The sequence below is a fragment of the Pseudoalteromonas atlantica genome, assembly GCF_043641955.1.
Taxonomy (GTDB): Bacteria; Pseudomonadota; Gammaproteobacteria; order Enterobacterales; family Alteromonadaceae; genus Pseudoalteromonas; species Pseudoalteromonas atlantica_A.
On sequence record NZ_JBHZRV010000007.1, the window covers coordinates 215,965 to 240,737 of the forward strand.

At 40.6% G+C, this 24,773-nt stretch carries 17 protein-coding genes; 9 read left to right on the forward strand and 8 right to left on the reverse strand.

The genetic code is table 11. From position 1 onward, the window contains the following. Positions 1–38: 38 nt before the first annotated feature. On the forward strand, positions 39–590 hold the full coding sequence (locus ACHUE3_RS14815) for a hypothetical protein (protein ID WP_394193143.1): 552 nt from the start codon (positions 39–41) through the stop codon (positions 588–590). After that, positions 590–3,463, forward strand: coding sequence for a prolyl oligopeptidase family serine peptidase (locus ACHUE3_RS14820; RefSeq protein ID WP_394193144.1), 2,874 nt, complete (start codon positions 590–592; stop codon positions 3,461–3,463). Before ACHUE3_RS14815 ends, ACHUE3_RS14820 begins: the two co-directional genes overlap by 1 nt. Before the next feature lie 85 nt (positions 3,464–3,548). Here the strand turns inward: ACHUE3_RS14820 and ACHUE3_RS14825 are convergent, their stop codons facing one another. The 4 genes from ACHUE3_RS14825 to ACHUE3_RS14840 all read right to left on the reverse strand — a co-directional run bounded on the left by ACHUE3_RS14825 (position 3,549) and on the right by ACHUE3_RS14840 (position 7,279). Further along, entirely contained in the window at positions 3,549–5,723 is a 2,175-nt protein-coding gene (locus ACHUE3_RS14825; protein WP_394193145.1) for a TonB-dependent receptor plug domain-containing protein, read from the reverse strand. Positions 5,724–5,860: 137 nt separating this feature from the next. Further along, a complete protein-coding gene (locus ACHUE3_RS14830; protein ID WP_394193146.1) occupies positions 5,861–6,577 on the reverse strand; it encodes a DUF1499 domain-containing protein in 717 nt (238 codons plus the stop codon). Positions 6,578–6,662: 85 nt separating this feature from the next. Further along, positions 6,663–6,854, reverse strand: a complete 192-nt coding sequence (locus ACHUE3_RS14835) for a helix-turn-helix transcriptional regulator (protein WP_394193147.1) — start codon at positions 6,852–6,854, stop codon at positions 6,663–6,665. Beyond that, a complete protein-coding gene (locus ACHUE3_RS14840) occupies positions 6,851–7,279 on the reverse strand; it encodes a hypothetical protein (RefSeq protein WP_058560003.1) in 429 nt (142 codons plus the stop codon). Before ACHUE3_RS14840 ends, ACHUE3_RS14835 begins: the two co-directional genes overlap by 4 nt. A 228-nt stretch (positions 7,280–7,507) precedes the next feature. Between ACHUE3_RS14840 and ACHUE3_RS14845 the strand changes: the two genes are divergently transcribed. The 3 genes from ACHUE3_RS14845 to ACHUE3_RS14855 all read left to right on the forward strand — a co-directional run bounded on the left by ACHUE3_RS14845 (position 7,508) and on the right by ACHUE3_RS14855 (position 12,333). Then, positions 7,508–10,756: an nSTAND1 domain-containing NTPase gene (locus tag ACHUE3_RS14845; protein WP_394193148.1), complete on the forward strand. Its 3,249-nt coding sequence runs from the start codon at positions 7,508–7,510 to the stop codon at positions 10,754–10,756. A gap of 22 nt (positions 10,757–10,778) precedes the next feature. After that, positions 10,779–11,156 (forward strand): DP-EP family protein, encoded by a 378-nt coding sequence (locus ACHUE3_RS14850; protein WP_058560005.1) that lies wholly within the window; start codon positions 10,779–10,781, stop codon positions 11,154–11,156. 181 nt (positions 11,157–11,337) lie between these two features. Beyond that, entirely contained in the window at positions 11,338–12,333 is a 996-nt protein-coding gene (locus ACHUE3_RS14855) for a sensor domain-containing diguanylate cyclase (RefSeq protein WP_394193149.1), read from the forward strand. 134 nt (positions 12,334–12,467) lie between these two features. On the opposite strand, the gene ACHUE3_RS14860 is transcribed toward ACHUE3_RS14855, so the two are convergent. The 4 genes from ACHUE3_RS14860 to ACHUE3_RS14875 form a co-directional block, all read right to left on the reverse strand. Next, complete coding sequence (locus tag ACHUE3_RS14860) at positions 12,468–13,379, reverse strand: tetratricopeptide repeat protein (protein ID WP_394193150.1); 912 nt, start codon at positions 13,377–13,379, stop codon at positions 12,468–12,470. Between the two features lie 186 nt (positions 13,380–13,565). After that, the gene (locus ACHUE3_RS14865) at positions 13,566–14,918 is read right to left on the reverse strand and encodes a magnesium transporter (RefSeq protein WP_394193151.1); all 1,353 of its coding nucleotides are present in this window, start codon (positions 14,916–14,918) and stop codon (positions 13,566–13,568) included. Positions 14,919–14,980: 62 nt separating this feature from the next. After that, positions 14,981–15,979 (reverse strand): AraC family transcriptional regulator ligand-binding domain-containing protein, encoded by a 999-nt coding sequence (locus ACHUE3_RS14870; RefSeq protein WP_394193152.1) that lies wholly within the window; start codon positions 15,977–15,979, stop codon positions 14,981–14,983. After that, positions 15,963–16,871, reverse strand: coding sequence for a GGDEF domain-containing protein (locus ACHUE3_RS14875; RefSeq protein WP_394193153.1), 909 nt, complete (start codon positions 16,869–16,871; stop codon positions 15,963–15,965). Before ACHUE3_RS14875 ends, ACHUE3_RS14870 begins: the two co-directional genes overlap by 17 nt. A 285-nt stretch (positions 16,872–17,156) precedes the next feature. On the opposite strand from ACHUE3_RS14875, the gene ACHUE3_RS14880 reads away from it, so the two are divergent. From ACHUE3_RS14880 to ACHUE3_RS14895, 4 genes are all read left to right on the forward strand, one after another. Then, positions 17,157–19,463, forward strand: a complete 2,307-nt coding sequence (locus ACHUE3_RS14880) for a TonB-dependent receptor plug domain-containing protein (protein ID WP_394193154.1) — start codon at positions 17,157–17,159, stop codon at positions 19,461–19,463. Between the two features lie 64 nt (positions 19,464–19,527). Next, positions 19,528–20,502 (forward strand): metallophosphoesterase, encoded by a 975-nt coding sequence (locus ACHUE3_RS14885; RefSeq protein ID WP_394193155.1) that lies wholly within the window; start codon positions 19,528–19,530, stop codon positions 20,500–20,502. An 11-nt stretch (positions 20,503–20,513) separates the two neighbouring features. Further along, complete coding sequence (locus ACHUE3_RS14890) at positions 20,514–22,466, forward strand: phytase (RefSeq protein WP_394193156.1); 1,953 nt, start codon at positions 20,514–20,516, stop codon at positions 22,464–22,466. Positions 22,467–22,690: 224 nt separating this feature from the next. Continuing rightward, positions 22,691–24,730 (forward strand): S9 family peptidase, encoded by a 2,040-nt coding sequence (locus tag ACHUE3_RS14895; RefSeq protein WP_394193157.1) that lies wholly within the window; start codon positions 22,691–22,693, stop codon positions 24,728–24,730. Positions 24,731–24,773 lie beyond the last annotated feature (43 nt).

Genomic DNA, 24,773 nt, shown 5'->3' on the forward strand with positions numbered 1-24,773 from the left:
TATCTTAGTTAGCAATAATAAAAATAAGGTACGAGTAAATGAAACGGATTTTACTATTCTGTGGGATGTTATTGCTAACTGCATGCGCATCTAAAATAGACAATATAAAAGCAGATAAAGACACACTCAGCAAAATCGATGAAGGCTACTTACTTATTGGTATTGAAACCAATAGAGACTTGAAAGCAATTTATGTCGACGGCCCTAAGTCATTCATACTAACCGCACAAGATATTCGCAGCGGTAGCAACTACATTTTAGCCAATCTCCCGCTTGGGGAATATACAATTTCTCGCATCAATTTAAATAACTATTCCTACCTTGATCTTGATGATGAGAAAGAACAATGGCAATTTACCCTTGCCGCCAACAAAATCAATTATGTGGGCCACTTAAATATCACGACCCGTGGTTTTTGGTATACCGCTTCACAGATTGTCTTAGAAAATAAAAGCTCACAAGCCATTGAGTTTGTTGAAAGCAATTATCCCACAATATTAGCTGGGCGGTCGTTAAACTATGGCGGGCCAGGCGAAGACTTATTTTTCCCTTTTATCGAGCAAACACTAGCAAAGCGGGAGATTAAGTAATGAAAAAACTACTCATTTTACTTTTCTTTATTTGCCCTCTCCATGCTGAAATATTTTCCAGTGAAAATTTAATGTACTCGCCCAATAAAAGCCAAGTTTCCTTATCGCCTGATGGGCGCTGGATCAGCTTTATTGAGTTACAAGCAGATAAAACGACCAACCTGAACATTATCGATACACACACGTTGAAAGTGCATAGCATGTTACAACTAGAAGAAAAGTCTCGATTTTATAATTACGAATGGCTTGATAACAATCATGTATTGCTGAGAATTAATAACCATAAGAAAAAAGACTTCAACCTTATTGCTAACATCACTGAAGGCGAAGGTGACAGTAAGCCCCCCCTCATTCAAAAAAGAGTAGAAGCAAAAGGTTATTTAGTTAGCCGACTTATAAATGACACGAAACACATTCTATTTGCTAAAGAAACCAAGGGGGAAACATCACTCTATAAAGTGCCCATTGAAAGCCTTTATAGTAATGATTTTGCCGTATACTCCCCTGTAGAAGCTGGTTTAAAAGGGGCTGACACGTACTTTTACGATGATCACAAACAACAACTGTTTACTGTAAAACTGGATTTAGAAACCGAAAGCTTAGCGTTTTTTTATAAAACACTAGGCACCGAAAAGTGGCTTCCTTTCTTTACGATTACTGATGCTGACTACCAATTTTTACCAATCGGGTTTATCAATCAACACTCCGTTGCGGTGATCACGAATAAAAACTCAGATAAAAGCCAAGTAAGCACATTTGATATACGCACCCAAACTATCACGGGCACACTCTATGCCCACCCCAAATACGATATCCAATCAGCTGAACTCAATAGTAAAGGTAAACTGGTTTCAGCATCGTATATACAGCATGGCAAATACACCACCCACTACTTTGAAGATGAATATTCAAACTTACATAACAGTATTGCAAATGCACTGGAAGGTGAGCAGTTTTTTTGGATGAGTAGCTCGTTAGATGGCACCCTAAATCTACTGTTTAATCATTCTGCAACTGAGCCTGGCAAGTATTATTTGTATAATGCCCAAAACAATAAACTCGAACTGCTGTTTTCCATCTCTAAGATGGAAAATGTTCAATACGCTAAAACGACATTTTTTAACTTCGAAGCCCATGACGGCACCTCGCTTGAAGGGTACTTAACAACACCGAATCAAGATGATAAAAAAGTATTGTTAGTCATGCCCCATGGTGGACCAATCGGTGTGCGAGAAAGTGATGAGTTTAACCCTGAGGTACAATACTTAGCATCCCGTGGTTTTTCAATTTTACAGGTTAACTTTCGTGGTTCAGCAGGCTTTGGTAAAGACTTTTTAGAAAGCGGTGTCGGTCAATTTGGCAACCTTATAGAACAAGATATCTCAGCGGCTGTTGCACATGTCCGTAGCCAAAATGACTATAAACATACCTGTTCTATAGGTTCAAGTTATGGTGGCTACTCTGCCGTTATGCTTGCTATTAAGCACCCTGATATTTATGAGTGCGTAATAGCCGGTTTTGGTATTTATGATCTACCCCTTCTTTACAATGCAAGTAATTACGCGCTCACAGAAGACTACCGTGAATTTGTTACCCGTACTGTGGGTGAATACAGCCAAGACCTGCAAAATATTTCTCCGGTATACCAAGCTAAGTCATTAAAAGCGCCCATCCTTATCATCGCGGGTAAACAAGATGACACTTCTGGCTTTGAACAAAGCAACCGCTTTTACTATGTCTTAAATAAATTAGGTCATGATGTTGAAAAAGCCTTTTTTAAATACTCAGGCCACGGCCATAACAACTGGTACTATGATCAAGTAGAAATCGCGCTAGTTTCTGATTTTTTACAGCGAAAACTCAAGCTAAAAGAAGTCGTAAAAAGCAACACTGAGTCAGAAAGAGAAGCCTTAAAGCACGATCACATTTTGCTTGCTGATACCTTTAACAGTAGTCGTGTAGATACATCATTAAAAGATAAAAGCTTTAACTATTATAAACTTGCTGCCGATTTTGATCATGACCGCGCAACGTTTAACGTGGGGAGTTATTATCATCGCGGTCAAAATACAGCAATCGACATAAATAAAGCCATTGACTATTACACCCGCTCTGCAAATTTAGGCTATATCAATGCACAAGAACGTTTAGGGTTTATCTATAGCGTTAGCCAACTTGTTACGCCTGATTATGCAAAAGCTGCCAAACACTTTAAAGCGGTGTTTGATGAAGAACAAAGTGTTATCAATGCGTTTAAATTAGCCATGATTCACTGTATTGCTAACGATGAAACCAAAGACATTAATAAATGTTTTTCCTTATTAAACACTTACGGCGATAAAGTTGACACTAATACACGTGAAGATATACGTGAGCTACTCGCAATTATGATGCTTGAGGGTGAGTATTCTGATACTGAACTACGCACACTGCAAACAACCTTAAAAACGGTGTTTGGCCTCGATTTTGATACAACTGAAATTAGCATTGAAAGGTCTGGTTTATTCCAACTCGTTTTATCAGATAAATACAATGGCCGCTCTGAAGTTGAACAGCTATCAAAACTCGATAACTTTGTTTATAAACTGGATAGTAAGCAGCGCTTTGGTGTTGAGTTTACGCTTGATAGAAAGGGACTCGACTCAAGAAGAGATGGGTTAGTGGTATTCACTAAATGGTACTTCACCCCTGATGACCCAAACCAAAACGAGTACGTTTATTACCAAACACTATGGGGTAATCCATTTTCAGAATGGTCAACGGTGCGCACATTGGATGAAACATCCGTACCGGGAAAATGGCAGTTAACTATTATGGGATCAAACCAAGCCACATTGTATGAAAAAACGTTTACTGTATCTGCTGTCAATTAACTTTATTAATGCTTAGTACTCGCTAAAGTTGCATTGAAAGCTCATATATAAAAGGCACGATAACTGATTATCGTGCCTTTTATACTTAAAACGCGTAACTAATTCCAAGATTAACAGAACGTCCCTGCCCTGCTAACTGATTAAAACCTTTGCTCATGTCGCCTTTAAATTCTGCAATACTCACTCCGCCTAATGGCTGTTGATAATACTCATCAAGTAAGTTAGTAATCGCAAATTTAGCCGTTAAGTTATCCCAAGTTGCCTTTGTTTCTATGTTAAGCAAATGGTAGCTATCGGTTTGGTTTTCTAGGCGCAGTGGATCCACGCGAGTTTTACTGTCGACCCATTGCCACGTGAGTGAGTTTTGCCATTTACCTATGGTTTGCGCTAGCGAGAATTTACTGTTTAATGGCATAATTTGATAAAGCGGCTCATTAGAGGCATCTCTCTCACCGCGTGTTGCGGTAATAGCGCCTGTTAAGTCCCATGTGCCTGCACGCTTAGTGTCGCTTATGCGTACTGCACCTTCAAGCTTCGCACCATAGAGCGTGGCATCCATATTGGTAAATTGTAGTTTATTGCGTTCAGTGGATGCCATATTCATGCGCTGCGTAGTGCCTACAACGGTTACATCAATATAATCATTTACTTGGGTATACCATGCATTTGCACTGACTTGCCACGTGTCGTCATGCGCTGATTTAGTATAACGCGCACTGATAGTATGTGCAGTCTCTGCGTCTAGATCTGGGTTGCCAATGTAACCGTTACCGTCACCAAACCAGCCTATCATGCTTGCGGCCATGGTACTTACACCCCAGCTATAACGCTCATATAAATTAGGCGCACGATTTTTACGCGCAAGGCCAAGTTGTAATTCGTCATTATCACTGTATTGATAGCGCAACAATAAGCTGGCATCAACAAGTGTGTCACTGCGCGCCCTGTCCATGGCATTAAAGGTTTTAGCGGCCTCTTGGTTTGGATCAGTCATGTTCATACCATGCATTCCCCCCATATCCGACATATCACTCATACCTGACATCGGATCCATGTCATCGCTCATACTCATATTACTGTATGGCTGAACCTCTCCTGCATTTGTTTTAACATGCTCAATACGCGCACCTGCTGACACCCACCACCTTTTATTAAGTTGATGTTGCAGCTCTACAAATCCAGTGAAGCGGTCACGCTCGCCGTCATTAATATTGACGTATTCGTTTGGCCCCATCATCATAGAGCCTTCAACCGCAGGCCACCAATCATCAATACGGTAACCATAATATTCTTGGCCTAATAACAATGTGCTGTCGGCATTAAGGTCCAAGCGCCAATTAAGTTGGTAACTCATATCTTGCGCATCGGTATTCATTGGCATCATGCCTGTTTTTTCATCGGTGAAAAAACCCATCTCATGCTGCACATCATTAAAATTCACTTGTGCTTGAAAATCCCCACTATCGATGGTGCGTTTATATTGGGCGATAACGCCATAACTGGTGTTATCGGTCATATCCATATATTGATTAGGAAAACCCTGAAAGGGTATTTTTTGATGCGTTAGCTTCACAACAACCTGTTGTTTTTTATCACGTAGTGCGGCTGTGAGTGCGTGGTTTTGCACTCTATAAAGCGTATCTAGTACCAAATCGCCGTTACCATCTTCATAGCTTTTGGCATCTTCAAAAGAGCCTTGATAATTTAAACTAAAGGTATTACTGGCCAGCCGTGCACCAAGTCCAATCGCTTTTGCGTTGTTGCTACTGCGATACTGTGCCGAGGCATACCCTGAATGCCAGTTAATTTCTTCGCTTTCACTATATTGAGGAGCAATAGAATTAACATGAATAACACCTGCAATATTATCACCGCCCGCACTTACGGGTGATACACCCGCCACCACTTGGTATGACGTAATCTGGTTAGCTGAAATATAAGACAAAGGCGGGTTCATTTGATTACCACACGCAGCAGTTAAATCTGCACCATCCACTAACACTTTGACTCTATCGCCCATCATTCCATTTAAAATTGGTAAGTTAGACACACCACCCGCAGCTGAAAAATCGACACCTAAGTCATTTAAAAGCTGATCTGCAGTGCCTAAATTAGCGTGTGAATTTAAGTGTTGGCCCTGCACTTCAATGTGCTCAATTGAATCATCAGCAAAGGCTGAGGGAGTAAGTAAACTTGCGATACACAGTGCTAAAGGAGTGAGTGGGTAGTGAGAGTTAGAAAGTGATAATTTGCTGCTCATTTTATTCTTTAATTACAACAGGTTTAAGGTGCTCAAAGTATATAGCGTGTTTATTAATGTGAACACGCGACAAATTGTCGCACCCTTTTTGTAATTAAACCGCATGCTACCTAAGGGCAGCATGCAAATGAGTATATCTACTTAGCAGTAAGCTCTTTGTTCAATAGTTCAATAAATTGATTAATGCGCTCAGCATTTTTACCCAAATCGCTTTTGCCTACGCGTGACTTACTGCGAATATCTAACGCACTTGAGTCACCATGTGCAACGACTCTTATCACTACATCATCTTTAAAGCCAAACCACGTTGTTGTATCAGTAGCTTCAATAATACCTTGATCAACGTCAGCATTAACAAGTTCCCAGCCTAAACTTTTTACAGTATCGATAGAAACACGAATCACATGCTTGGTGTTTTCTTTATAATTAAGTGTGGCAAGCTCAGGGTAGGCTTTTAACTGTTGTGCTGCTGTTTCTGCACCTGCATATTCAACAGGGTTTGGCGCATCAGCGCGTAACGGTGCAATAGCAATAAATTCCGGCGGTGTTATTACATCGGTAGAAATATCATGTATTGGTGGTACACTTTTCGCTTTATTCATAATGCTTAGAGGCATAGCAATTGCCACTGCCGCAAACACACAGCTTACGCCAAACACAGCCCAATTGGTTTGCTTTCGAAAAAAGCCAGCTTGAATCACAAGTAGCACAGCCCCTGCCATTGCAGCAAACACACCATAGCGGATCCCGGTAAATGCAGTCCCTAACTCAATTAACTGCCATTTATACAAAGGCCCAGGCAACACCACTAATAAAATGGCTAACAGACACACCACGCTACTTAACTTCTTCATCTAACTGCTCCGTACTATTCGATAAATATACACAATCACAACAATACCTTAATTATGCTAATTAGGATCAACTAAGTGTAGTTTATTATTCATCTTGAAAGATGTCCTCAATTGTTAAATTAAATAAACGAGCGGCTTTGAATGCTAAAGGCAAGCTAGGATCAAACTTACCTTTCTCTATCGCATTAATTGTTTGGCGCGACACATCTAATAATTCGGCGAGTTTCGCTTGAGTGTAGTTATGCTCTGCTCGCAAGACTTTCAAGCGGTTTTTCATTCTTCATCTCCATCATTTAATTGCTTATTCATCACTAGTACACTGATCAAATAAGTCAGCCCCATAAACAATACTAAATGTGAAATATCTTCCTTAAATTGCAGCAACCCACTCGATTGCACCACAGAATAAGCCAAACCAAAAACTAAGCTTGCGCCTAACGTAATCGCCATGGCATTTAAGTGTAACCGCTGTTGCAGCTCGTCCATTCCTTTAATTTGGCGCTTATTTGCCATGATCATCATTATTCCTACAACCACATTAATAGCAATCGCTACCACGCTAAAAAGCGCATCTTCTTGCCATAAAATATGTGGGCCAAATGAAGCAATCGCGAGTGTAATTACCCACGCCGACGTCCATTTAGCAAGGTTAAGGTTATTTTTTTTATTGCGCTGTTCAAATGTAAGTGCTGACTTTTTCATGTTTTCCGCCTTAGAAGTAAAGTTAACTTGACTTAATAATAGACAGAACAAGCAAATAGTCAAGCAAGCTTTACTTAAAGAGTATAAAACATGACTTTTCACTATTTTTTTAGTTGTAATAGCAGCCGCTCACTTGCTGTTAATCTCATAGTATTGTATTAACCAAAATACTCAGTGCATGATAGAGTTATCAACGCTAATAGTGTTTCTAATAATAATGAGTGATACATGAGTTCCCCTATTTTTTTTGTTGGTGACTGGCAAGTTACCCCAGCTACAAATACCCTTCGTTTAGGTGAAAAGGTCAAGCAACTAGAGCCCAAAGCGATGGACGTTCTATTATTGCTATGTGAAAAACAAGGTGAGCTACTTACTAGCGATGAAATTATTAGCCACTGTTGGCAAAACGTAGACGTAGGCGATAACCCGCTGCATAAAATTATCACCCAATTACGTAAAGCCTTTGATGATAAAGCAAGCAGTCCTCAGTTTATTGAAACCATTCGTAAACGAGGTTATCGCGTTATTGCTCCTATTCGCTTTGTGCTTGATGACGAACAAAAAGCAAGTAACACCCCTTGGCAAGGCGACTCACCATTTGTTGGTTTAAGTGCTTTTTCGCCTGAGCAAGCCACTGTATTTTTTGGTCGCACCAAACAAATCGCCACATTACTACAGCGTACGTCTGCGCAAATAAGTTATGGCCGTTCGTTTTGTTTATTGCTTGGCTCAAGTGGCTCTGGCAAGTCTTCATTAGTCAACGCCGGTGTCTTGCCTGCATTGCTAAGCGAAGTGGGCTACGATGGTTTTCGGGTTGAATCATACTGTCAGCTCGACTTTGCCGATATTAATAAAGGCCGACTTCTGCTCGATTTAGCTTCGACTTTACTAGATTTAGAAGTTAACGATGCCCCTGTGCTCAATGATATTAGTGCAGATGCGTTGTGCGAATTATTAATAACGTCACCAGAGCAAGTTATTGAGCAATGTAAACACGCATTAAAACAAAAAACAAACCACTTAAAACCTTACTTATTTTTGTTTATTGACCGCCTTGAAGTATTGCTGTCATCGGCGTTATTTAGCGAGCAAGAACGCAGTCAATTTCTCACTCTTATAGAGTTGTTTGCTAGCAGCGATTGCATGATTATATTTAGTGCCTGTCGAAATGACTTCTATCCACACATTGTAAGCCAATCAAGCTTAATGGCAGGCAAAGCAAATGGGGCTCATTTTGATTTACTCGCGCCCACACGCGCTGAGCTAAAACAGATGATCCGCCTTCCAGCTTTAGCTGCTGGCCTTAAATGGCAGCTTGATCCTGAGCACCAAACACCGCTGGATGAAATACTCTGTAACGACACCATTAATAACCCTGACGCCCTGCCAATGTTGCAATACACCTTGCAGCAACTCTATTTACAACGCAGTGAAAATGATGAGTTATTGGTTTCACACTACCAAGCCTTAGGCGGTATTGAAGGCGCAATAGGTCAAAAAGCCGAACAAGTATTTACGCAATTACCCAAACCACAACAAGCTGAGCTAGGGTTAATATTATCAAGATTAATTACCTTAAATGCCGATGGTGAAACCCTCACCAGCCGCGCTGCACGTTGGGATGAGCTAAGTAACCCAGCGCAAACCCAATTAGTACAAGCGATGGTCGACAGCCGCTTATTTGTATCACACCTTAAAAATGAGCAAGCCTGCTTTAGCCTAGCCCACGAAGCATTACTGCGTCATTGGCAGCGCGCTATTGATTGGATAAGTGAACACCAAGAAAGCCTTGCCATAAAAAGCCGATTGCAACACGCTGCTGAGCGCTGGCTAAACGAGCAAAAGCACCCTGACTTTTTATTAGCTCAAGGTAAACCACTGCAAGAAGCGCAAAGTATTGCTAATAGCCCACTGTTTAAAATAGCAAACTCTGAAGCTGCTCTACTTAAAGCCTCAAACAAAAAAGCAAAACGTAATAAACGCTTACTACAATTAACCACTGCGGTGTTTTTTGTTATCAGTGTCATTGCCATTACGATGAGTGTACGCAGCTATCACGCTGAGCAAGTAGCCCAGCAAAAACGACTAGAAGCAGAAAGTTTGCTCGGCTTTATGGTAGGTGAATTTGCTGACAAACTACGTAGCGTAAAACGCATGGACTTACTCGATGGTATAAGTAATAAAGCGCTGGAATATTTTACTAACCAACAGCATAACGACTCATTATTTAATTTCACCGATAACCAAGCTGACTTTAACAACCGCTTTCAATATGCACAAACCCTTGAGGCCATGGGAGAAGTGGCCTATTCCCGCGGTAAAACAGACGAAGCCTTTACCGCCTTTGAAAACGCCCGCACTCGTCTTGAGGCCTTATTAAAAACCCAACCAAACAACATAGAGCTACTCACGCTTGCAGGGGCTAATGCCTTTTGGTTGGGTCAACTTAATTATGATAACAGTGACTACGCGGCCACTGAGCCATTATTTAAAAAATACCACGCTTATAGTGAAACCATGTATTCGTTAGCACAGAATGACTTTAACTCCATTATGGAGCTGTCATATTCACATAATTCATTAGGGTCATTGTATTTAAAGCAATTTAACTACACTGCCGCGAAGCAACGGTTTACAAAGTCACTCGCCCTTAAAAACAAAGCCCTTGAACTAAAGCCAAACAATAAAAACTTATTGCGCGATAAAGCCGACACCATCAGCTGGCTTGCTAAAGCAGAAGAAAATTTAGGTGATTTTAACGCAGCATTTAATATGCTTGACCAAGCAATAGCTCAGCTAAATACCTTATTAGCTATAAAGCCTGAGGATGCTAGCTTACTAAACTTATTAACTAATACTTACATGCAACAAAGCTATCTTTTAAGTTACTTCCCTCAAAAAAATAGCGCCTATTTAAAAGCAGTGAAAGCAACGGATGCAATAGAGCAAGCAATAACTCAAGATCCAGAAAATAAAAACTTCATACGAAAATACTATCGGTCTCTTGCATATCAGTTGATGCTATTAGAAAACAACAAAACGAGTAACAGACTCGAAGAAATTATAGGTTATGTCAATCAGCAGGGGTTTTCAAACACAAGTATTATCAACATCCAACTTAGCCTAGTTCACTACTTTATTAATCGTAAATATTTTGAAGAAGCGAAAGAGCTTTTAGCCAAGCTTGAAAATAGCTCCGATTTTAAAGAGAAAATTAATGACATCAGCAAAGCTGAAAACTATTTAAACTTTGTAAAAATAAATATAATAAAAGCAAAACTTGCTAGCAATAAACTTGAGAAACTGGCAGCATGCAATAAAATTATAAACACGAGCAATGAAAGAAATCATAACAGTAAAAGTATAAATAAAATTTACCCTCTCATTCAGGCATACAGCTGTTTAAATAAAGCAAGTAAACTAGACACACTAAAAGACAAACTTATTGATTTAGGAATTAGTGATTTCACATTATAAACCACATTAAAAAGGAAGTAACATGAGCGAGAATAAAATCTATAACTTTACGGTAAGCATTAAACTAGATAGTAATAATGAAGCCGTATTTACTTATTATAAAAATGGTCAAAAAGTATCTGGCGGTGGAACAGTTAACGAAAGAAACAGCCTAGGTATTTACACGTTAGATGATGCAACAATTGAGCAAGGTTTTGCATTTACAGAGGCAAGGTTTACAAATGTTAAAGGTGACTGCGCTCAAGATTTTAGTTTCTCTTTGATTGAGAACGGCCAGTCAATACATATTGCTGATACAGATAAAAATACTGGTGTAGTGTGTATGATTTTCATTGTAGAGTGCAACGGAAAGAGCTATAAAAGCCGTGATCCTCAAGTGGAAAATGAAGAGGAGGTTTAATTAAGGCGCTAGTACTCACTAAGTTTATACAGTTCACAGCTTTTTTAAGAACCTGTGAACTATTTATAAAAACATTAAAATCAACAACTTAAAACCAGAAGGTTACCAGAAGGTATATTTGCTGTTTTTTTCATAAATTAGTAGACACCAAAAACGTATAGCAAAGCGTAAAGGAATTAACGTGTCTAACCAAACTAATAATAACAGCCAAATGTTGTCTACACATGCACAAAAAGATCAAGTCGGCAGTAGCCTTTGTTCTTCACTTTCTCATCTGCAATTTGGCGCCTTAATCGAATTATTTAATGGCACTGCCGAAGGCATTTTTGTGATTGATCAGCACGGTAGTTTTGAGTTTGTTAACCCGGTAGCTGCTCAGTTATTGGGGGACTCACAACAAGGGTTGATTGGTAAAAGTATACTGGACTTTTTATATAATACTGATCGCGACAAATACATGTATACATTATTAAACTGGTTAGACATAAAAGACACGCGACTTAACTTTGGCCCCAACGAAGTAAAAATAAATAAAGCCGATGGCAGTATTATTGAAGCAGACTTATCACTGTCAAGCATGCCAAATAGTATATCCAGTGCACAAAAATTATATGTGTGTGTATTACACGATCTTAGCTCACATAAAGCAATGTATAATAAATTGAAAATACAAGCTTCCACCGATCATTTAACAGGCTTAGCGAATAGACTAACGCTCGATGAGTCATTAAAAAAATATTGGGCTGACAGCATTCAAAGTAAACAAGCTTTGAGCTGTATACTCATCGATGTAGACCACTTTAAAAAGTTTAACGACACTTATGGCCATATTAAAGGCGATAAATGCCTACAAAAAATAGCCAAGGTTATATCAAATTGTACGCCTTCTCGAGATTGTTTAGCAGCGCGATACGGCGGTGAAGAGTTTGCTATTATATTACCGCGTTGCAACCGCGAAAGTGCTAACGTGGTTGCTAAGAGTATTCAGCAACAAATAAATGCAATGACATTTAATGATATTGGCCTACCACCTGGTGTAAAAATTAGTGTGAGCCAAGGTATTGCGTGCGAATTTAATAATCAATACCGCACCAGTGAAGCATTAGTCTGCGCTGCAGACACCGCACTTTACAGAGCAAAAACAGACGGTAGAAATAAAGTCATTACCAGTGCTTGATACGGTTTTTGTCATTTAATAAAAACGCAAACACTCTAGATTTTAAATAAATTGAGAAAACACCTCTTACACTATAAGAACAAAGTGTAAGAGGTGTTTTTTATTAATTTAAAGAAGTGCAGTGGGCTTTTTGGTTAGTTTAAGTCTTTTTTTAGTTTCATGTAGAGATTCAAATGCCCTTGTTTAAGTTGCGTTTTATCTACCTCATTCAACATAGCTGCCGCTTTATCGTGGCGTTTACTTTGCCAATGCGCCTCAGCACTTCTTAGTGTATAAACCGCATGAGTACCTGTGTTTTTGGGGTATTGCATGTATGCAAACGAGTCACCATAGTATTTTATTGCTGAATCATAATTCGCTAGTAATTGGTGAGTACGGGCAACATTGCCGATTGCCAACGTTATTTTACTTTTATGATCGGTATTAATAATTGCGTCCAGTGCTAGTAACCGAAACTTAAGTGCTTTTTCTAAATTTCCCCAGCTATGAAACACATTGGCTTTATTGGCATTAAGTTCAAAATGAAAAATAGGGTCTCTGCTTTTTGCAAACCGGCTACCAATATTCAAAAGCAAGTTATACGAGCGTTCCTTATCACCAAAAACATAATGTAAATTTGCAAGCTCAAGCAATCTAAAGGGGTTTTCAAACGCACTATACATATTTTCGAGCTTCGCAATGGCCTTGTTAGCATAAATTATGGCTTGTTCTTTGTCTGTGCGTGAAATTGCTTTGGCGTAATAAAAATATAGCTGGGTTTTGAATACCGTTGGAGTTGATTCTAAATCAATTAATGGCTCAACTTGAACGATAATTTCATCAAAATTTAAGGTGTCGTATAGGTAATCAATTTGAAGCGATTTAAGCTTATACCAGGATTTAGTAAATTGCGGCTCACTTTCTAATGCGGTTTCAATGTGCTCAATACAATTATCGGTAGATAAGGTTAAGCAATATTGTTCATGATCGCTAAAGTGCTCAGAAGCAAATGCAACTTTACATATAAAAAAATAAAATAATGGCAAATAAAGGTATGCTTTAGTCATTACATTTTGTGCCTGTGTATAATTATTCCTACAATAACATGAATTAATCGTATGTTAACAAAGCTGTAGAGCTAATTTTTCAAAAATAGTAGAAAAACATGATTTTCGATGTAAATGACTGCTTTATCAAATCATTTAATATCATATTAATTTTTACAGGCCATTACCTTTATTCACTTTAATACATTAAAGTAATAGCAAACTACCTAAACCTAAGAAGGTAACAAAACCCACAATATCAGTAACCGTGGTTAAAATAACCGACCCCGATAACGCAGGATCTATTTTCATTTTGTCTAAAATTGACGGAATAATAACTCCAGACAATGATGCTGCCACCAAATTTAAAAGTATCGCGACCGTAATAGTGATACTAAGCATAACGTCATTAAACCAAAGGTTAGTCAGCACACCTATCACGATGGCCCATACACAACCATTAACAGCCCCTACCCGTAACTCTTTTTTCAGTAACGCTTTGCGGTTTGAATCGGTCACCTGCCCTAGTGCCAAACCACGCACGATTACGGTAAGTGTTTGACTACCCGCTATACCACCCATTGAGGCAACCACTGGCATTAATACCGCAAGGGCTACAACTTGCTCAATAGTGGCACCAAACAAGCCAATAAACCACGATGCTAAAAAGGCTGTTGCTAAGTTAATACCTAACCAAATACCGCGGTTTTTCGCTGACTTTGCAACACTTGAGAACAAGTCTTCATCCTCACGTAAACCACCTGCTTTAGCCGCTGCTTCGTCGGTCACTTCTTGGCGTAACTCGTAGGCTGAAGATACTTTTAATCGGCCAAGTAGTTTATTGTCAGCATTGACCACCGGCATGGCCATTTTTTCACTGTGGATCACGACTTCTGCTGCTTCGTATAAGTCATCGTCTGCGTGCAGTGAAGCTACATCTAAGTTGGCATAATCTAATAATGAATCTGCGTCATCCGCTTTAAATAACGCGTTTACGCTCACTTCACCAATTAAACTACCTTTACGGCTAACTAAATAAATGACCTCGGTAAATTGCGGTAATCCTTTATGTAAAATCTTTTGTGCGCCACCTACGGTGAGCTTTTCTGATACTTTTAAAGCATCAAAATCAAGCCAGTGACCCAATTGCTCAGGATCAAATTGCTGTGCTAATTCATATTGCTTGGTTTGTACTTCATCGAGTTGCTGGCGAGCGTATGCAATAAACCGTTCGGGAATAAACTCTTCCAGTTCAAGTAACTCAGCAACGCTTACTTCGTCTAATAATTTAAAACCTTGGGTTTCATCTAAGGTTTGTAATAGCCAACGACAACTATCGCCACCTAGGTTGATAAATATTTCGTGTTGGGTGTCTTCATCAAGTAACTCCCAGACTTCCAAGCGCTGCTCTTTTGGCAAGGCTTCGAATAATAACGATAAATGCTCGGTGGAGAGTTTTTCTTTAGCATCTGCTAATAATTTGTTTTTTCGTGCTGTGGTGTCGCACTGTAATAGCTCATCAATAAGCTGAGGGAGTTGATCAACAGGATACTCAATCATATTAAAACTCGATAAAAGATTGTAATAACATGAGTCTAACTTAGGGTGGCTAAAATTGGCTATTATATTTTTAACTGACTCGGCGTAATGCCGGTCCAACGCTTAAAAGCGCGGCGAAAATTAGGAATATCATAAAATGCTAATCGCATCGCGACTTGTTCATTGCCTTGCTGGCACACACCAAGTAAATGCAGTGCTTTAAGTTTATTTTGCTCATCTTGTAATTGCGAATAACTGACACCGTGTTGTTTTAACTTACGTTTAAACGTAGCAGAGCTCATGGCAAAATGCTCAGCACTGTTAGCAAGGCTGTTGTTTTTATCACGGTAAATGCACTGGCAAACAGCCTCAACAAAAGACTGTGATACATTCTTATGTAACTCACTTTGCGCTATGCGCTGCTGCCAGCGCAATGTGCTCGACTCTGGGTTTGGGCACTTAAGCAGTTGTTTATCAAAGTGCCAACGAGTATAGGGTTGTTCAAACCGTACCCGCAAACCTAGATGCTGCTCATACTCTTGAATATGCCGCGGGCGTTTACAGGTAAAGTCAAAATAACAGTGCGGGTAGTGATCGCTCATTCTTTTTAGTAAGCTCATTAACGCAGCGCTGTATATTTCAAAACAATAATTTTTTAGCGATTCGTCAATACCGATACTTGGCTGCAAGTACAGATAGAAGTCATTTTGGAAAATATGCTTACGAGTAAAAAATAAAGGGGCTAATGTGGCGCGAATATGTTGCAATTGTTTTAGCGCAGCACCAAGGGTCGGGCTTAAACGGACACTTTGCATTGCTGGGCTAAAATCATTAACCAGTTGATGACCCAGTAAAAAGCTACTGTCGTTACTTTTCATTAAGGTTTTAAACTGGCTAATTAAAGCCAATAGCTGCGATAAACTAAAACGCTGTGATAGGTCATATAAATCTTGCTCAAAAATACCTGTACCACGCAGCAACTTATGCAACGGGATCCCTCGTCCTTGAGCAAGCTCCACCAGCGCAGTGATAATTCCCTCGGCGCTGAGGTATTTATCGTCTAGGCTAATATACTGCTGCACCTACGAGCGCCTTTTGTTGTTGTAATTGTTGATGTAACTGGCTGGTTTGCTGCACTGGATCTTGCGCTAAATCCATTGTCATTGTGGCAGTTAAAATATGCTGAAACTGGGCACCTTTGCTTTTTGCGACTTTAAACGCACAATGATTAAGCGCCGCTTTCATTTGCGCTAATAACTCTTTGGCTTGGCTTTGGCTGGTACCCGGCATAAGCACAATAAAGCAATCACCGGCATAGCGACATAGCACATCGTTTAACCGGCAGTTCATTACTAATAAATCACTGATTTCTCGCAATAATCTATCACCTTCACTAAAACCAAACTGCGCATTAAACTTTGCAAAGTCACGAATATCAATAACACCTAAAGTGGCGGCTTGCTGCTCTGTTTGTCGTTGCTGCATAAGTGAATGTAAGTAGTTAACTCGGTATAACCCTGTTACAGGGCAGACTTTGTCATGCTCTCTTAAATGCGCTTCACGACGACGCAATTGGCGATTTAAAACAAACTGTTCTTGATGCCAATAATAAAGCCCCACGCTGGTAAGCGACATACCAAACGGCGCTGGCAGTGATTCAAACCAGGTGAGCCATAACTGTGAAGGTTGCTTTAACCACTCATCGAGTAAATCGAGCGTGGCTGAGAACATAAACAAACCCAAACCTAGCACCAATAAGGTGGTTACTTTGCCTGGCGGGCGTGAAATAAGTAATGCAACTATCCAGCTGAGGGTCATCAACACAATACCGCCCTCACCAACAATATCGAGCCACGCAATTTCTTGCCATTGCTTAAGTTCGCCAAAGTAAGCGCATATTGCTACAGCAATAACCAATAATAAAATGATAGTGTTGGTTAATTTTGCATGGCTGGTAAATAGGTTATATCGCATTAGGGTGGCTTCTTTAGTCTATGTTGGTCTGCATGCTAGCGCAGTCATGCTTTATTCGTCAGGGTCATTTTGGCTCATTGATATGACATTGAGATTAAAATTTATAGGTATTTAACTTAGTAATAACCATTTCTAGTGCTCTGGAGCCATGTTTAAACAGCTCAACTATCTCTTTAAAAAGCTCTAAGTTGGGGTTTTGTTAGGTATTAACTGTAAAACTGTCACATTAGCGTCATTAACTTTTTTTAGTTTGCTCACCAAACCAAGGACAACCGGAGCAAATCAATGAAACAATTTAAGTTAAATGCTGTTGTAGCGGCATTAGCACTGAGCCAATTTAGTGTTAGCGTGAATGCAGAAGAACAAACATCGCCAAGAGAACCTGAAGTAAAGGTCTCTGAAGAGCTAGTGGTCTATGGTGAGATTGGTTATCGCAACCGCTCGCAAGAACTAGCGCCAACGCTTGAGTATTCACAAGAGTACTTTCAACGCTTTGAACCACTCACCGCGGGTGATGCATTAAAGCGTGTTCCTAGTGTTACTTTTTTATCTGACGTATTGGAATCTGACGGCGCACGTATGCGCGGTTTAAGCCCAGCTTACACAAAAGTACTTATCAATGGCGAAGAAGTACCGGGCGCTGGTGCTGACCGTTCATTCTTTGTAGACCGTATTCCAGCAGAATTAATTGAGCGTGTAGAAATAATTCGTTCATCAAGTGCCAACCGCTCTGCCGATGCAATTGCGGGAACACTCAACATTGTACTTCGCGATGGCTACAGCTTAGACGGCGGTTACATTCGCGCTGGTGGTTTACGTTATGATGACGGCGAACTAAAAGAAAGCTTTGCGGGCGTTTACGGTACTGAGTTTGCAGGTGGCCGTTTACTATTAGGCGCTAATTTACAAGGTCGTTATAACCCAAAACAAAAATCAAGCAGACGTTATGGCGATAGCCCTGAAAATAACCCTAATTACGCAACAGACGATTTTGATAACCGCGAAGATCAATCTGATACCCGTGATGGCGATGACACCTCTTTAAATGCCAGCTTTGAAAAGGTATTTGATAACGGCGGCAAGTTTGATATTAGCGCCATGTGGGTTGATACCGACCGTACTGAAGACGAACGCTCTTTTGAATACGACGACCCCACTGCAACCTCTGGCTCTGTCGTTGAAGGCGGCAATTTACTGTCAGATAACGCAAACGTTTCGTTTATTGATCAAACCAACTACAACATTAATTCTGGCTATGAATTACCCCTACTGGGCGGCACCAGCAAATTTAAAGTAGGCTATGCCAGCTTTGAAGAATCTGTTTACGAGCAAGAAGTTGAACTTGATACCTCAGAACTTCCTATGGTGTTTGAAGAAGCTGAAGAAACCGTTGATATTGATGATAAAGAGTGGTCTTTACAATGGCAGCACAGCTTGCTGGTAGGTGATTCAAAAGAAGTTCAGTTTGGTGCTTTTGTGCAAGGTAAAGAGCGTGACACAGCAATTTTTGAAGCTGAAGATGAAAGTGAGCAAACACTTACTGGCTGGGATCAATTTAGCCAGACGCCAATGTCGTTAGCGCAATTTAATAACGAATTTGAAGCAGTAGACGGCGGTGTTAATACGCTTGAAGAAGACCGTTTTGATTTATTTGCGCTAATCAAGCACGAAGCGGATGTGTTCTCGTGGGAGATGGGTGTGCGCTGGGAGTCAACTGACTCAAGCATTACCGATACCAACGAGGGCGTAACTGCCGAGAATGATTATGACTTTTTCTTACCGTCAGCTCACTTTCGTTATAGCGTCAGTGATAACGGCCGAGTAAGCGCCTCTGTTGCACGTAGCTTACGTCGCCCTGACTTTGACTACATGACACCGGCCTTACTTGAAGAAGAGCTCGCCGATAATGACTTTTTAGGTAACCCAAACCTTAAGCCAGAATCTTCTTGGGGTATCGATTTAGGTTACGAATACCGTTTAGGTAAAAGTGGTGTTGTTGGTGTAAACCTGTTCTATCGCGATGTTAGCGACCTTATTGAAATTGCCAGTACCGGTGTTGAAGGCTCTGAAGGTGAAGGCACATTTGTACTGCAACCACAAAATACCGGCGACGGCACAGTACAAGGTATTGAGTTTGATTTATCAACACCACTGAGCGCATTGAACATGCCTAACACAGGTATCTTCTTAAACTACTCTTGGCTCGACAGTGAAGTTGAAGACAGTTTTGGCAAGCGTAAATTTAACGACCAATCCGATTATGTTTATAACGTAGGTTTTATCCACGATTTACCAACACTGCGTGCATCATTTGGTGCAACTTACCGTAACCAAGGTGATGCATACGGACGCTTTGTGGGTGAAGAAGTTACCACCTCTTACGGTGCTGATTTAGAGCTTTTCGTTGAAAAGCGCTGGGATGACGTAACCCTTCGCCTAGTTGGTTCAAACTTACTTGATGCCAGTAAAGATGAAGTCTTCAACAAGTTTGACTCGCTTAATGATCAAAACAATCGTGACTTTGATGAATACGAGCTTGAATCTGAAGAAGCAGGCCCAGTGATTCAACTAATGTTGCGTTACGCATTTTAATAGCAGGCATAATCATTTTAGGCACGTAATGGCTTGCTATTACGTGCTTTTTTGGAGTTAGAACATGTTTAAATTGTCTTTCATAATGGCCGCGCTACTGAGCTCATCAGCGCTTAGTGCAGACGAGCCCATTATTTATAAAGATGCGCTTTATCAACAACAAAAAATAGCTAAGTTAACTACGCTGCCCAACAGCCTTAACTTTATGGTTATTGGTGATTGGGGACACAATGGCCACTTTTATCAAAAAGAAGTGGCTCATCAGCTAGAAATAGCCATGTACCAAACTGATGCCGATTTTATCGTCTCGACCGGTGATAACTTTTACCCTAACGGGGTGGCAAGTGTGAATGATCCTCTTTGGCAATCGGCTTATGAAGATATTTACCATGGCCCGCACACATTTGAAGATTGGTATGTTGTGTTAGGTAATCACGATTACTTGGGCAATGCCCAAGCACAAATTGACTACACAGAAAAAAGCCAGCGCTGGCAGTTACCTGCAAGGTACTACAGTAAAACATTTGCGCTTGAAAACAATGAGCAAGTGTTAATGGTTTTTTTAGATACCAATCCGATTCAGCCTGAATATAAAGACCGTGATAAATACCGTTCAACCCAAGGACAAGGCTATAAAACCCAGCTTACTTGGCTTGAAACCCAACTTGCTGGCAGTAAAGCAAAATGGAAAATTGTGGTAGGCCATCACCCACTTTACTCAAGCGGCAAACGCTTTGGCCGCAACCAAGGGCTTCGCGACATTTTAGAACCTATTTTGGAGCGTCATAACGTGCACGCTTATATCGCAGGGCACGAGCACGACTTGCAATACAATCAACCAAAAAATAGCAAGGTGGCTCACTTTGTCTCTGGTGGTGGCAGTGAAGCACGGTTTGTAAAACAGCGTGAATTTACCCGCTACGCAGAAGCAACACCTGGTTTTTTAAGTGTCTCTATCAATGGCGAAACTCTCAGTGTAAGCGCGATTAATCACCTTGGTGAAGTACGTTTTAGCACTGAAAAGCACATAGATAAGTAAAGGATAAAAGAATGAACTTTAAACTAAATACAATTTCAGCGGTACTAACAAGTGCTGTGCTTGTAACTGCGCTTGGCGGTTGTACAAGTAATGACGATACGCAAAACACGACAGAAATAGCAAAGCCGGCTGTTGAGGCTAAGTTATTTGGCCCACAACAAAACATGCAAGGTTCACAAGCAGCAGCGCTTGGTAATAATCAATGGCTAATGGCGAGCGAAAGCCAAGGCTTATTATTTGCCGATAACGAGAAAAGCAGTGTGCTGTTAGCCGGTAACTTTGAGTCAATTTCACTAAAACAATTATCAGCGCAGCAATTTTTACTCGCCAGTCTTGATAAAAGCCAAGACAACGTAGCCATTTTTAAGCTTATAAAAAATGGCCAAACTTGGCAGCTAAATGAACTCACTCGTATTAGTCCGCCTCAAGCCCAGCCTGATGCAGTGTGTTTATTTAAAAACAGCAATACCGAGACTGTATCAGCGTTTGTGCCGGATGTTCGAGGCCTGATCAGCGAAACTGTTATTTATGATTTAGCCACTAACCAAGCTAAAAATATCGCAGTACGTGAGTTCTCTGCGGTCACTGAGGCTTCAGGCTGTGCTGTTAATGATGACACCAAAACTCTGTATGTGGGTGAAGCAGAGCTCGGAGTGTGGGCTATCAATGCTGATGCAGAATCAGATGCCAATAAGCAACCTGTGGCTTTAGTACAGCCATACGGCGAATTAAAAACTGAAATTGGAGCTTTATCGGTATCACAAGACGGTACTTTATGGCTCAGCGCCACTGACGATAGTATGGTTTATGCCTACCAAGCCCAAACAGACACGCTTAGCCAATGGTCACTGTCAGGTGAACACACTATTGAGTCTGTTGCAGCGAGCTTTATTAATGACAATCAAGCGCAGCTGGTTTTAATTGATGATGAAACAGGTGCCTATATTCAAGCAAACGTTAACTTCACTGCGCAAACTACAGCCTCAAACAGCAAAGTTACCATGACTCACCTTCATGCCAGCGCACAAACAACACCAGTTGCAGCGTTTGGTGATGCAGCGGATGACCCGGCAATTTGGATAAATGAGCAAGACGCTAAAAACAGCTTAATTTTAGGCACAGATAAACGCCGTGGCTTGATGGTTTATGATCTTGCTGGTAACAAAGTACAATCACTCAATATAGGGCGTTTAAATAACGTTGATGTGCGTCAACATCAAGGTATAAACAACCAGACCAATACTTGGATCACAGCCAGCAACCGTACGCTTAATAGCATTAGCGTATTTACTGTTGATGGAGAAAACCAAGTAAACCATGTAACAGAAATCGCGACTAACCTACCTGAGATTTACGGTATGTGTATGTATTCGTCTGATTCTGGCCATTACGTGTTTGTTAATGATAAATCAGGTTTATTCCAGCAATATAAACTCACGGGTGAGCAAGATAACCTAAGCGGTGAACTGGTTAGAGAGTTTACCCTACCAAGCCAACCTGAAGGCTGTAGTGCTGATGATAAACTAGGCCAACTATTTGCAGGCGAAGAAGATGCAGGTATTTGGTATATCGGCGCAGAGCCTACCTCTGGTAACAAAGCAGTAAAGCTACAAAGTGTTAATGAGCAGCTGGTGGCAGATGTTGAAGGCATGGAAATTTATCATGGCGATGATGAGCGCTATTTAGTGGTATCAAGCCAAGGCGATAATAGCTATGTGCTTTACAAAATCTCAGGTGATACACAGCCTAGCCTAAGCTTTGCAGGTAAGTTTAATGTTATTGCTAACCTAGATAAAGGCATTGATGGCGCAGGTGAAACAGACGGCTTAACCGTTACAGCAACGGCTTTACCGGGCTACCCTGAAGGCATGCTTATAGTGCAAGACGGCTACAACCGCATGCCGCTACAACCACAAAACTTTAAGATTATTGACTGGCGCGAAGTGAAAAAAGCCATCAAATAATCAAGCGCTAAGAACGTTTATTGATAAAAATGCCGCGATTCAGCGGCATTTTTTCAAGCAAATATGATTCTCCTAATTTAAGTAAACACTCACCCCTTCACTCCAAAATAATCCCATTAGTGTATTGCCATTTAACTTAATGGCGTGCTGATTAATCTCAATTATCTTGTCCAAAAAATTGGGGCGTCATAGGATGGTGTTTTATTATACAAAAATGAAAAACTATGAAATTAAATGCATTACTAACGTTAAGCTCGGCGCTGCTATGTGCATCCTACAGTGTAAACCTTTACGCAAATGACACCTTCACTGCCGAAGATATTTTCCAGCTAGAGTATGTGAACAATCCACAAATAAGCCCTGATGGTAAGAAAATCATTTATCTAAGAAGTGGTTATGACATCATGAAAGATTCTGCAAAACGCAGTATTTGGCTGTACGATGTAAAACAAAATCAGCATTACCCACTACTCGCTGACGAACACAATTACGGGCAACCGACTTGGTCACCTGATTCTAAAAAAATCGCGTTTACTTCTAATCGAAGCGGCAGTAATCAACTTTATGTTTATTGGTTAGAACAAGACAAATTAGCGTTATTAACGCAGCTCCCTAAGTCAATTCGCAGTTTAAGCTGGTCTAATAATGCTAACAATATCGCATTTACCATGAATGTAGCTGCCGGTAAAACAGACTTTGTGAAGTCAGTAAAATTACCTAAAAAACCAAAAGGAGCATCTTGGTCAGACCCTGTAAAGGTTTATGAAAAAGCGCGCTATCAAGCGGATGGTTCAGGCTTTTTAGAGCCAGCCTATCGTCATGTATTTGTTGTACCCGCTAATGGCGGCACAGCGCGGCAGTTAACGACTGGGAATTTCCAGCATTATGGGCCACTTGCGTGGTCTCCTAATGATAGCAAAATTGCTTTTTCATCAGATCAACATGCAGATTGGGAGTACCGCACTACTGAATCTGATTTATATGAAGTTGATATAAACCAAGGTGCTTATACCCAGTTAACTCAATTGCCAGGGCGAGAGTCTAGCCCGACTTACTCAGCAAATGGCAAACAAATTGCTTTTATTGCCCGTGATAATGCACCTGTTCCTTATATAAATTCAACGCTTAATGTCATTACTAAAAGTAGTAATAAAATTGCCCATGTCAGTAATAACTTTGACCGCTCCGTTGCTGATTACAAATGGTCAGGTAAAGGTGATTTTGTGATTCAATATGACGACTTTGGTAAGCGCAAACTGGCAAAATTATCATTCAAAGGCAAAGTAACCGACCTCGTTGATTCACTATCAGGCACTTCAATCGGTCGTCCGTATATCAGTGGTAGTTTCAGTCTCGCTAAAAATGGAGCAATTGCCTATACCCAAGGCAGTAGTCAACGCCCAGCTGATTTAGCCTACTTATACAAAGGAAAAAGCAAAACCTTAACCGCTTTAAATGAAGACTTACTCGGGCACAAACAATTGGGCGAGGTCCATGAGTTAAACGTTAAGTCATCATTTGATAATGAAAATATTCAAGGTTGGTACATTACCCCGCCTGATTTCGACAAAACCAAAAAGTACCCTTTATTGCTTGAAATTCACGGTGGCCCACACCTTGCCTACGGACCCAGTTTTACAGCTGAGCTACAACGATACGCTAGTGAAGGATATGTGGTGGTGTATGTAAATTACCGAGGCTCAACCAGTTACGGTAAAGACTTTGCCTTATTACTCGATGGAAAATATAGCTCAAAAGAAGATTTTGCCGATCATAATTCGGCGGTTGATGCCATGATAGCCAAAGGATTTATTGATGAAGCAAACTTATTTATTGCAGGTGGCTCTGCTGGAGGTATTGCCGCAGCTTACGCCATTGGCTTAACCGATCGTTTTAACGCGGCGGCAATCACCAAACCGGTAATTAATTGGCTGAGTAAAACATTAACGGCTGACAGCTATATCGGCCAAATCCGCAATCAATTCCCGGGCATGCCGTGGGATAATGTTGAGCATTATTGGCAGCGTTCACCCTTATCATTAGTTGGCAATGTGACAACACCAGCATTACTGATGACAGGTGAAGAAGACCGCCGTACGCCGATTTCAGAATCTGAGCAGTTTTATCAAGCGCTGAAGTTACAAAAAGTAGATACGGTTCTTATTCGTGTACCGGGTTCACCCCATGGTATTGCAGGACGCCCATCTCGTATGATCTCTAAAGTAGAGCACACGCTAGCATGGTTTGAGCGATACAAGAAATAACGCTATCTCTGTAACCCAGTAATAGCTTGTTTATAAAAAATGC